This window comes from Thermosipho ferrireducens (assembly GCF_017358165.1).
GTDB lineage: Bacteria > Thermotogota > Thermotogae > Thermotogales > Fervidobacteriaceae > Thermosipho_B > Thermosipho_B ferrireducens.
This window is the reverse complement of record NZ_CP071446.1, coordinates 1487727-1499758: the sequence shown is the minus strand read 5'-3', so window position 1 is coordinate 1499758 and position 12032 is coordinate 1487727. Positions and strand designations below refer to the sequence as shown.

Below are 12032 nucleotides of genomic sequence, written 5' to 3'. Positions count from 1 at the left end.
CATTATTATTTTCCCTTTTTTATGCATTTTTATCTTGACTTTTACAATTGAAAGATATTTTGAACTCTCATCTTGAAAAAAGTAAAAAGGGGGAAGTCCCCCTTTTTACCTTCTAATACTTCTATTTGCTTAAAGAATATCTTTGATGATTTTTTCCAGACTTTCAAGGCTGTAATAATTTTTTCCAATTTCAAAGTTTTTGTTAACTGTATATTCATATAACTCCTTATTAAACAATATCTCAAACAGCTTTAGAGAAGCTTTTTCTATTATATCTTCCTCTACTTTTACAATATTTTCCAATAATTCGTATTTGTTTCCAAGGCTTACATATTCCAGACCAGACGGTTTTATATCCTTTTCAAAAACTTCATATTCAAAAAGTACTATGGGCTTTTTTGCAACAATTGCTTCCAAAAGTTGATTTCCCCATCCTTCAAGAATGGAGGGATATGTTATTGCATCTGCAATACTATAGAGATCCCAGAAAGACCACACTTTATTTTCCACATTGGGGTATAAATTTATTGTTCTAACACCGTATTCAAACGCTTTATCTAAAAGTTTGTATTTATATACATCATCCTCGCACATGCCAGAAAAAGCGAGCACTATTTCACCTGTGAATTTTTCTCCATTGTAAAGTGTCTTTCCAATATAATTTTTTGCTTTCTTTTGCATGTTTGATATAAGATCTATAGCCAACTCTATTGCCTTTCTTTCGGTAATTCTTGTTGCCTGCAATAATACAATAGCTCCTGTTGAAACATTATAAGTTTCTCTGATTTTCAAGTTTATTTCTTTTTTAGTAAAAGCTGGCGCCTTGAAATCCATAACGTTAGGAACAACTACAGAATCAACCCCTTTCCTTGAATAAAGCGCGTGCTTTGCAAAGGTATTTATAACAAGATGTTTTATATTATCTCCTATCGGTGGGCAATATTTTACAAGAAGTTCTGTGATTTTAGAAGTTGTGGCATTTAAAAAGTATTTTCTTTCCCACCAGAAGTCATGATGGTGACCTATAAAAATTTTATCTGGATTATTTCTGGCATATTTAGTAAACGCTACAGCAGATGGTAGAAACGCTCCAATAGACCAGATATTGTTTGGAATTATTACATCATATTTATCTAAAATTGCCACTATATCGTTGTATATCTTCTCACTTTCCTGAAATATTTCAGCGATTAATTCTTTTTCTGTGTAATCCTCAAGTTTTTCAAATGCGTTTTTGTTGATAATTCTATATTTTGGATTTTCAAAACCTATAGATGAAACCTGCACATCTACACCTTTTTCACCATTTCCAGCGATTATATCAACATTGTGGCCAATTCTGGTCAATACCCTTTTCCACTTTTCCATTTCAAGAGAAACACCATCCATTAGCCCGGCTCGGTAGTGAACAAGAGCAACATTCATGAAATCATCTCCAATCTTTTTTTAGTGTCAATATCAAACAACATTATACGTTCGTAATCAAGAGTCACGTTTACTAATTCATCAGCGTTGTATTTTGGAAATGCAGGAGAAACTATCTTTACTATTTGTTCTCCAAGTTCAACAGCTATAATTTGATGCGAGCCCTGCGGCTCAACAACAAGAATTTTTTCTGAGAATATTGCCTGGCTTTTATCATCAGTTATCTTTAAATTTTCTGGGCGTATTCCAACAATTAAATGTGATTTATTGTACTTTTCAAGAATTTGTGTCAATTCCTCGGTAAGTAGTATGGAGATAAACTGATTTTTCAGGTACAAACGTCCCTTTTCACGCACAATTTCCATTTCAAAAAAGTTTGTTGGTGGTGTTCCAATAAATCCAGCAACAAAAACATTTGCACTGTTAAAATATACATCATCTGGTGTTCCAACCTGTTCAATATGTCCATCTTTCATAACAACAATTCTATCTGCCATAGACATAGCCTCAGACTGATCGTGTGTGACAAATATTGTGGTAGCCCCCGTTTTATGATGAATAGCTTTTAACTCTGTTCTCATCTTCACTCTTAGTTTTGCGTCAAGATTAGACAAAGGTTCATCCATAAGAAAAATCTTTGGTTTTACTGCAAGAGCTCTTGCAAGAGCGACTCTCTGTCTTTGACCTCCTGAAAGTTGAGATGGGTATCTATTTAAGTATTCTTCTATTTTTACCATCTGTGAAACTTCATGAACCACTTTGTTAATCTCATTGTCAGGTAATTTTCTGAGTTTTAATGGAAAAGCTATATTTTCATAAACTGTCATGTGAGGCCAGACAGCATAACTTTGAAATACCATACTAACTTCTCTTTTTCTCGGCTCTAAATAAGTTACATCCTGTTTATCTATCAGGATTTTTCCTTCCGTTACTTCTTCCAAACCTGCTATCATTCTAAGCGTGGTTGTTTTACCACAACCTGAAGGCCCTAAGAGGACTATAAACTCTCCATCATTGACTATTAAATTAACATCTTTTGCGCCCCACACTTTTTTACCATATCTTTTTGAAAGATTTATAAGTTCAAGTGTCGCCATATTTCACCGCTCCTTTTATCTTATAATTTTTATTAAACACGTACTCCGCCCCACATTTGAAGGATATATTTCCTTATTATCATAGTAAATACAACAGCAGGTAAAGCCAGAGATACGCCACCAGCGGCAGTTAAGTTAATCAGTCCCTTTGCTCCAACAAGTGTCTGATAAACTACTACTGGAAACGTAGGATTAAACTGTGTTAAGACTATTGCTTGTGCTGTTTCAGACCAGCTCCCAATAAAAGCGTACATAGCACTTGCAGCAAGACCTGGTAAGGCAAGTGGCAATGTCACTTTGAAAAATGCACCTCTGCGTGTTGTCCCAAATATCATCGCAGCTTCTTCTAATTCTACGGGAATTCCCATGAAAATACTGGCAGTTATCCACACAGTCATACCTATTTGACCAACTGAATAAACTAAAGACAATCCTATTGGTTTATCGTAAAAGCCCATATTTATAAGTATTATAACCATAGGCATTGCTATCGAGATACCGGGAAACATCCTGACAAAAAGAACACTTAATTTTAATAAATTTTTCCCTTTGAAAGAATACCTTGCAAATGCATAGCCGGCCATTCCGCCTATACTAAGGGAAATAATCACTGTAAGAACCGCAACCTGTACACTTCTCAAAAGAGCAGGCAAAGCATCGCTTGTAACTCTAAAGAAATTTATGTAATTGTCAAAAATATTCTTAGCAACACTAAAATGAACAGCACCAATTTTATCCAATTCTGCTGTAACATTTTCCAGATTCTTCACAAGTTCAGCCTTCTCTTGTTCATTATCTTCTATTTGTTTTTTTATCATATCTATAAATTCCTGCATATTGGCTTTTTCCGCCATTTCTAACTGGCTTTTAAGTCGAACAGTTTCGACGGTTAGTCTGTTAATCTGTCTTTTGAGTTTATCCCTCTCTTTTCTTAAAAGATCAATTCTATCTTTATTTTCCTGAATTATTTTCTCCAGCTTTTTTACCTGAGTCTCAAAAAGTTCTTTTTTTATCGTAGAATTAGTTTTATTACGCACAAATTTTTGAAGATCTTCAAAATTTGAAGACTGCTTTATAGTTACATAAGTTTTTTTTGCAGGACTATACACACTTATTAAAAATTCATTATCTACTATTTCCAATTTAAATTTATTGAAAAAACTTGGTATCATTTGAGTTGGCCAATCATAAGCTTCCTGGTCGGACATTAGAGAAATGGTTACAAGAAAATAAATAGGCGTAAGTATAACCAATACAATCCCTGCCACTATTATATAAAAAAGTGTCTGTCGTATTATTTTTGCAACCTTCATTATTGTTCCCCCTTCTCAAACGCACCGGAAACTTTTAAATAAATCACCGAAACTATAGAAACAATTATTGAAACTATAACGGAATAAGCCAATGCAACTCGATAGAAACCCAATAACTGCTCTTCATAAAACACCACTTCTTCAAGAAGCACCGGTATTCTTCTATAGCCAAAAATCATAACTATGATTAACCATACCTGAATAGCAGAAATAATCCTAAGTATAAGTGCCGTTTGAATACTCGGTTTAAGCATGGGTAAAGTTATTTTCCTTAGGACCGTAAATTTTGTTCCTCCAAATATATATCCAGCTTCAATGGCCTCCTTAGAAAGTCCCTGAAGTCCTGCAAGAAGTATCACCATCATAAATGGAATGACCTGCCACGCGTCTATAAGAATGATCAACATAAGGGATTGAAAATCACTTCCTGCAAGAAAAACTATTTTACCATCTGCGGAAATAAGGCCTAAATGATGGAGAAGACTATTCACCCAGCCATATGTTGCAAAACCACTTGACCACATGGCACCAACAGCAACAGCTGGAAGCGCCATAGGAATCAATGCAATTGATAATAACAATTGAGCACCTCTGAATTTTTTGTTTATAATTAGCGCAAGTCCAAGAGCAACTAAAAATTCAAGAGTAACTGAAATAACAACAAAAATTGCTGTATTTATAACAGCTTTCTTAAAATTAGGATCTCTAAATATTGTCAGGTAATTATTCAAAGTAAATATATTATTGTCATCAAAAAAGCTATAAACAACAGCAGAAATGACAGGTCTTAGCCAGAAAACTATATAGTAAATAATTGTTGGAGCAATCAGAATATACGGTATCCATTTTCTACTTTCTACTTTATTCAAGAGAAGTCACCACCTTAACCATTTAATTGCTCTTTTCTTTTAATTAAAGGGGGCTGGGCCCCCTTAAAGTCTATTTTTTAAGACTGTTTATCTTTATCTGGTAGAACTCAAGAAGATCTGGCTCAAATCTCTTATCTTCAAGAATCATTTTCTTGAATATTTCATCGTAAACCAGTTTTACCTGACCCCAGTCTTTCCATGTAGGTGCAATATAGGATAAAACTCCCTCTTTCAAAACCTTTATAGCATTTTTCACAACCTGGTCTTCTATATCATCACCAAGATAATTAATTGCTTCATCGACTGGAGGAATAAATCCACCTGTACCTTTGTGTGATTTCAAAATTATATCTGGTCTTGTCATATATTCCAGGAACTTGAGTGCAAGGTCAAAGTGTTTTGTACCTTTAACAATAGCAAGTCCACTTGTTCCAGCAACTGAACCTCTTCCAGCAGGTCCTTTTGGAGCTGGTGCTATAATGAACTGTGTTGGATTACTCTTGTAAACTTCTCCAACACGCGCAGAGTGTGCAACCGTCATCCATGTCTCTTCCCTCTTCATTGGTGGCCTTGTGTCATCGTATGTCTTAACTGCAGGTGCAAATGCATCTTTCATTTTGTATACAAGATACCAGGCTGCAACTGCTCCAGGATTATCAAGATTTGGCCAGTCTCCACCGTATGACAATGTTATAGCACCAATTTGGTAAATAAGAGATTTCATTGGAACACCGGTTACTGCAAATTTCCCTTCACCTTCACCTTGTGCAACAAGATTTGCCCATTCAGCAAGTTGCTCCCATGTAAGATTTTCTATATCTACGTCCTCTGGCTTATACTGTAACGCCTTCTTATTAATCAATGTCAAATAAACATCGGCACCTACTGGCAAGAAATACCTCTTTCCATCAAACACTGTCATTGTGTCGAAACCCTTTGAGAAAGTCCTATCCGTCCATTTGGAAACATAAGGAGTTAAGTCAACAACATAGCCTTTTTCAACCCATTCTGGCATTTTCGAAGCATACACTATAACAACATCGGTGGTGATCTTTCCAGTTTGTTCCTGAACAGCTACTTGCTTCAAAATCGACTCGTCATCCATTGTCTGGAATACTACTTTAACGTTGTACATCTCTTCGAAAGGTTTGATAATCTCGTTAATAATAAACTCTTTCTCTGTTGGTGGTGTCCAGAGCCTTGAAGTGACAACCAGAGTCTCAACACTGAACGCAAAAACAACCATTAACACTAACAACACAATAAATACTTTACGCATGACCCCACCTCCTCTTTGGAATGCGCTAAGAAATATTCCAAAATTTCCCATCCGTGGTAATATTATCATATAGTGTAAGCGTTTACAAAATTAGATTAATTTAAAATATTTCGAATTATATGGTATTATTTTCTATGAACAGAAAAAAACTTTACAGGAGGCGGTATAATGAATTTATCAAGATATATAAATAACCTGAAAGAATATCGAAAAAAAAGTCTGGAAGCACTTAAAAAGCAATGGAATCCAAAAAAAGAACTTTTCGAAAAAGTAGATAAAAACGGAAATTACAAAGAATTTAAAGGAGATACAATAGTATTTTCCCTAAACAAAGAAGATATCGAAAAAGTATATACAATTCAGAAAAAACTCTATTCAGAAATTCCAGATCTTCTGGCAAAACCGCTAAGCAAAAAATATTTCCATTTGACATTGCATGATTTGTGCAACACCAGCACAACAAATAACATAAAAAACTGCATGGAATACAATAAAAAAATTATTCCTGAAATATTTAAAACTCTACCAAAACGCAAGATTATAAAAATGAGTTCAATTGGACTATATAATGGAGGTTCTGCTATTGGTATCATGTTTGCTCCAGTTGATGCCACAGTAGAAATACTGTTTAATATAAGAAACGTCTTTGATAAATTAATAAAACTTGAAAGATTATTTATTCCACATGTTACATTAGGGTATTATTTACCAAGAGATTATACAGAAATTGAACGAAAAGAAATTATCTCCACGCTGGAAAACATGAAAGTTGACATAGACATCTCATTAGAACTTTCAAGATTAACATACCAGATATTTCACACCATGGATTTATATGAAAGCGTTTACAAGAATGAGTAAACATTTTTCATTATTACAACTGCAACAAAAAATATTAAAATAATACCGGAACCGTTTCCAATAACTTCGATTTTAACAAGTTTTTGCATAAAGCATTTTCATTTAATAATTCGTAATACGAAATACCGTTTATATTCCTCTATAAACACCTTTTTGAATACCCAAATATACAATTACATACAGAACAATCATTCGTGGCTTTAACAAGGATTTAAACGCGAATTTGCTGAAAACATTATAAAATCCGCACTTTTGCAGCATTTGTTTGACATTTTTTAATGAAAATTTCTTGATGCAATATAATAATTCTTATATTGCATCAACATTTTTTCAAAATAAAACCAATTAAAAATGGTAAAATTATTTTGAAAGCAACTTTTTGATAAATAAATGACCTGGAGGGTAACTAAATGATAAAAATTATCGACACATTCAAAGAATTCAAAGAGGTTTTTCAGAATAAGTTAGATTTGTCTGTAGATGAAAAAATTGATTTGTGGAATAAAGCATACATATGCAAATATCCAGAACTTGAAAACAAAATAAAAAAAGACTATGAACTATACGGTTACAATTGGCGAGAAATAGCAAAAAATAGGGTTTTTAATAATACCAAAAAAAATTTTAAAAAAATGGTTCAGGCGTATTATAACTTAATACAGGTTATTAACAATATAAGCAAAAGAGTTTCACACACATTTGATTTAAATTTAGAATTGTACATGGTGCTATACTGCGGACTTTGCAACAGTGCTGGGTGGGTAGATAAATATAACGGAAAAAGAGCTATTCTTCTTGGAATTGATAAGATTGCTGAACTTGAGTGGCATACTAAAGAGAAACTCGAACCACTTGTAGCACATGAACTTTGTCATGTTATACATTTCGAGTTAAGAGGTGAAGATGATTTACCAGAAGCAATGGAAAAAAATGAATACAATATAGGAATATGGAGATTATACGAAGAAGGTTTCGCTCAATTTTATCAAAATAAATTAATTGAAAAGGATACTGATCCACGAGGCAAAGAATGGCTTGAAAAATGTAGAAAAAAGAAAAATGCTCTAAAGAAATTGTATAGACAAGCGCTGGAAAAAGAAGGCGTAAAAAAGTTTTTCGGAGATTGGCATAAAATTTTAGGAATCAGTGATGTTGGTTATTACTTAGGAGCTGAATTTATAAAAAAATTAGAACAAAAATACAGTATAAAAGAGATAGCACAATTAAGTTTCAGTACAATTGAAAAAGAGGTGATGATCTATCTAAACAGTAACAACTGAATATTACATAACATTCAAATGGGAGAGAGAATTTCTCCAATTCAAATTGTTCTTTTTATGGGTTTCCCTGTAAAATCGGAAACATTATTCGCTTATCCTATAACTTTTTCTATATCTTTTAACAGTTTCTTTACTAATTTTAAAGCATCCGAAGCATTTTTAGCATAGAATACTCCAAATTTTTTGGCTATTTCACCATTCATCGATGCTCCTCCAGCTATTATAGGTATTTTTATATTTTCATTTTTAAGTAGGTCTTTAACTTCTTTTATTTTTCCTATCGTAGTTGTCATCATCGCAGAAAGTCCTAAGATATCTGGATTATACTTTTTTATTGCGCTTAATATAACATTAGCAGGCACATCCTTTCCTAAATCTATAATGTTGAACCCTGCACTTTTCAATACTGTCCCCACAATTTTTTTTCCTATATCGTGTACATCTCCTTCAACTGTTGCCAATAATATTGTTGTTATTTGCTTATTGTCTTTTTCTTCAATTAAGCTATTTAAAAATTCAAATATAGGACTAACAGTCTCTGCGGCAAGAATTAACTCGGGCAAGTGTATTTCTCCTTTAGAATAAAGTTCTCCCACATATTCCATAGCTTTTGAAAGTATATCCTGACTTATTTGCAATGGAGAATAGTCTTCGAGTAACTTTTCTATTTCTCTTTTTAAATCTGTTTCCTTTTTTTTCAATATCATATTAACTATTGGATTTTCAAAAAATTTCTTTTTCTCAGTTATTTCAATACCTTTTAACATTAAACTACCAAATATAACATTCATCGTACTTCTTTCAGAAGTATTTAATATAGCAGCACTTAAACCTTCATTTATACATAGCGCCAGGAAAGCTGAGTTTAGCGCCTCTCTATTTGGCATACCAAAACTAAGATTAGAAAGTCCTATACTTGTATTTATACCACTTCTGGATAAAATATTTATTGCTTCTATAGTTACATACGGATCTTTTTTCGCACCAATTGGAAGGACAAGAGGATCGACAAAAACTCTTTCTTTATTTATGCCATTTTTTTCAAGATATTTTATAGCATTTTTCGCTATCTCAGCACGTTCTTTTGCAGTTTTTGGAATTTTATCTTTCATAGTTAAAAGTATTAAAATTCCTCCGTACCGTTTTAATAAATAAATAGCCTTATCAAGTTGCTCTGTCTTACACGTAGAAGAGTTTATTATAGGACGTCCAACATACTCTTTTAAAGCTTCCTCCATAAATTCATACTGTTGAATGTCTAAAGAAAGCGGTAAAGAACTCACTTTATCAAGTTCATTTATAACGGTAGTAAAATGGGAACTTTCAAGAAGTTTTTCTATCCCCAAATTTACATCCAAAACATGAGCACCTTCCTGTTCTTGTGTAATAGCGAGTTCTACTATTTTTTCCGTATTTTTCTCTCTAATCTTACGTTGAAAATTTTTCTTTCCAGATGCGTTAATCTTTTCGCCAATTATAAGAAAAGGTTCAGTACTTTTTATTTTCGTTCTGCTTGAGACAAACTCTTTCAGCAAAATATTTCGTTTTTTACTTTTTACTTTTCCAAGAAATTCAATCATAAACTTTATATGATCAGGGGAAGTACCACAGCAACCTCCAATAATATTTGAACCCATTTCGATGAAATCTTCCATACAAATTGCGAATCTTTCCCTGGAAACTTTGTAAATAACACTTCCATCTCTCTGAAGTCTTGGTTTTCCTGCATTTGGTTCAACGCTTACAGGCTTCTTTGAATACTCAGAAATCTTTTTAAAAACAGGTACTAATTCTTCGGGAGCAAGTGTACAATTTGTACCTATAACATCAACATCCAGATCATTTAAAAGAGTGACAAAAATCTCAACGCTTGTTCCCGTAACGGAAACTCCATTTTTATTAAACGTCATGTGGGCAATTATAGGTATGTCATCGTCAAGATCTCTAATAGCCAGAATAGCAGCTTTTAATTCTTTCAAATCTGAGATAGTTTCTATTATAAAACCGTCAACTCCCGCATTTAATAAAATTTCTGATTGCTCTTTAAAAACATCATACGCTTCATTAAAAGAAATTTCCCCAAATGGTTTTATAAAATGTCCCGTTGACGAAATATCTCCAAGTATGTAAACGTTTTTATTTGCTGCAGCCATTTTTGCAATTTTCACCGCGTTATAATTTATATCCCTTAAATCATAATTCACTTTTAATGTTTCAAGTTTTAACCTGTTTGCACTAAAAGTATTTGTTAACAAAAAATCAACACCTGCCTCTACATAAGCTTTTTGTAATGAGTAAACCATTTCTTTATTTTCAATATTTAAAATTTCTATAACTCCCTTAAAACCAGATCTAAAAAATTCCGTACCATATGCACCATCAAGATAGTGTATTCTTTCATTCAAAAGCCCTAAAAATTCTTTTCTTGTCAAAATCACCACCACCCTATCATACATGTTGTAGTTTTCCTGGGAATCATTACTCCACTCTCAAAAACTTTTATACTTTCTATTTTCATAAGCCTAATAACTGTTTTATTCTCCCTTATATCTACATTGCCATAACCAGGAGAAAATCTTCTGGTTCCTTCTCCAAACATATGTCTCAACCTTATATCAAATGACTCATTCAAAGCTTCTAAAGCTTCTGAAGCCCATGCATCTAAAATAGTTCCATTAAGAATTTCATTGTTTTTCATATATTTATCTATCCTTACGTCTATATGTTTGCCAAGAGTAGAAACAAAAACAACTATCTTTTTTACTCCAGAAAATTCTTCTGGCATAATTGATTCAGGTACTCTGTCAAATATTTTCCACCAAACCTTAGGTTTTGAATATTTCATACCTTCAACATATATATCATTCACTTTTTTGTTAAAATATTGATCCACATTTTTATATCTGACACCAAGCCGTGCAAAAATCATCTTTTTTGATGGCATAAACTCTATATCATTTGGAAGGTAAGTCATCTTTTAACACCCCTGAATATTTCTTAATATTTCAACAATGGCATCTGTTTTACTCATTGTGAAAAAGTGAATACCTGGTATTCCAAAATCTACTAAATTTTCTATCATTCTCAACATATACTTAACCCCAACCAAAAATTCTTCTTTTTCCGTTTTTGCCTCACTTAACTGTTTTAATAGCTTTTCAGGAATGTCTATGTAAAATTTTCCCGGTAGTTTCAAAGCACTTTTGAATTTTGTAATTGGTTTTAATCCCGGTATTACTGGAACATTTATATTTTGTTCTCTCAATTTTTTTACAAAAGATATATATTTATTTTCATCAAAAAACATTTGAGTTATTACAAACTTTGCACCAGAATCAATTTTTTTCTTTAAACATTTTATATCTTCCAATATATTTGGAGATTCGAAATGCTTTTCAGGATATCCTGCAACACCTATACAAAAATTTGTTTTTTTAGCGTTTTGATAAAGATACTTTCCTGCATTCATATTAGAAATTTGTTCGACAAGTTGATATGCATAATCATATTGCCAGTCTTTTTTTACTACATTTTTTGATTTATCTCCTCTTACTACAAAAATATTGTCAATTTCCAAAAAATCAAGATCAATTAAAGTTTCTTCCAGCTCAAACTTACTATTCCCTGCACATGTAATATGCGGAACAACATTTACGTTGTATTTCATTTTTATTGCTGCAACTAACCCTATTGTTCCAGGTCTTTTTGTTTTCGGAAGCTTTAAAATATGTCCATCTATCTCATAATATTCTATTTCTGGTGGATGTTTGGTAACACTGATAAATGCTGGATCAAAAGGAAGTATTTTATCCAACACTTTATAAATCTGGTCAATACTATGTCCTCTTAAAGGAGGAACTATTTCAATAGACACAAAAAATTTGTCAATTTGTGATATCTTCAAAATC

The 12032-nt window shown here is 32.6% G+C and carries 10 protein-coding genes; 2 read left to right on the top strand and 8 right to left on the bottom strand.

The features are described 5' to 3' along the window. Positions 1-129: 129 nt before the first annotated feature. The 5 genes from mggS to JYK00_RS07420 all read right to left on the bottom strand — a co-directional run bounded on the left by mggS (position 130) and on the right by JYK00_RS07420 (position 5983). Positions 130-1425 (bottom strand): mannosylglucosylglycerate synthase, encoded by a 1296-nt coding sequence (gene mggS / locus JYK00_RS07440; RefSeq protein ID WP_207566282.1) that lies wholly within the window; start codon positions 1423-1425, stop codon positions 130-132. Next, positions 1422-2522: an ABC transporter ATP-binding protein gene (locus tag JYK00_RS07435; RefSeq protein WP_207566281.1), complete on the bottom strand. Its 1101-nt coding sequence runs from the start codon at positions 2520-2522 to the stop codon at positions 1422-1424. Before JYK00_RS07435 ends, mggS begins: the two co-directional genes overlap by 4 nt. A 32-nt stretch (positions 2523-2554) precedes the next feature. Continuing rightward, positions 2555-3835 (bottom strand): carbohydrate ABC transporter permease, encoded by a 1281-nt coding sequence (locus JYK00_RS07430; protein WP_207566280.1) that lies wholly within the window; start codon positions 3833-3835, stop codon positions 2555-2557. Next, positions 3835-4704 (bottom strand): carbohydrate ABC transporter permease, encoded by an 870-nt coding sequence (locus JYK00_RS07425; RefSeq protein WP_207566279.1) that lies wholly within the window; start codon positions 4702-4704, stop codon positions 3835-3837. Before JYK00_RS07425 ends, JYK00_RS07430 begins: the two co-directional genes overlap by 1 nt. A 70-nt stretch (positions 4705-4774) precedes the next feature. Continuing rightward, complete coding sequence (locus JYK00_RS07420) at positions 4775-5983, bottom strand: ABC transporter substrate-binding protein (RefSeq protein WP_207566278.1); 1209 nt, start codon at positions 5981-5983, stop codon at positions 4775-4777. Between the two features lie 168 nt (positions 5984-6151). Here JYK00_RS07420 and JYK00_RS07415 point away from each other — a divergent pair, with 168 nt between their 5' ends. Continuing rightward, positions 6152-6844 carry a hypothetical protein gene (locus JYK00_RS07415; RefSeq protein WP_207566277.1) on the top strand — a complete coding sequence of 231 codons (693 nt, stop codon included), beginning with the start codon at positions 6152-6154 and terminating at the stop codon, positions 6842-6844. Positions 6845-7254: 410 nt separating this feature from the next. Next, positions 7255-8124, top strand: a complete 870-nt coding sequence (locus tag JYK00_RS07410; protein ID WP_207566276.1) for a hypothetical protein — start codon at positions 7255-7257, stop codon at positions 8122-8124. Positions 8125-8216: 92 nt separating this feature from the next. On the opposite strand, the gene JYK00_RS07405 is transcribed toward JYK00_RS07410, so the two are convergent. The 3 genes from JYK00_RS07405 to JYK00_RS07395 are packed head-to-tail and all read right to left on the bottom strand — an operon-like array spanning position 8217 to position 12028. Continuing rightward, the gene (locus JYK00_RS07405) at positions 8217-10562 is read right to left on the bottom strand and encodes a homocysteine S-methyltransferase family protein (RefSeq protein WP_323128256.1); all 2346 of its coding nucleotides are present in this window, start codon (positions 10560-10562) and stop codon (positions 8217-8219) included. Then, positions 10559-11098 (bottom strand): methionine synthase, encoded by a 540-nt coding sequence (locus JYK00_RS07400; protein WP_207566274.1) that lies wholly within the window; start codon positions 11096-11098, stop codon positions 10559-10561. The genes JYK00_RS07405 and JYK00_RS07400 overlap by 4 nt, the downstream gene beginning before the upstream one ends. Positions 11099-11101: 3 nt before the next feature. After that, positions 11102-12028 carry a methylenetetrahydrofolate reductase gene (locus JYK00_RS07395; protein ID WP_207566273.1) on the bottom strand — a complete coding sequence of 309 codons (927 nt, stop codon included), beginning with the start codon at positions 12026-12028 and terminating at the stop codon, positions 11102-11104. Positions 12029-12032 lie beyond the last annotated feature (4 nt).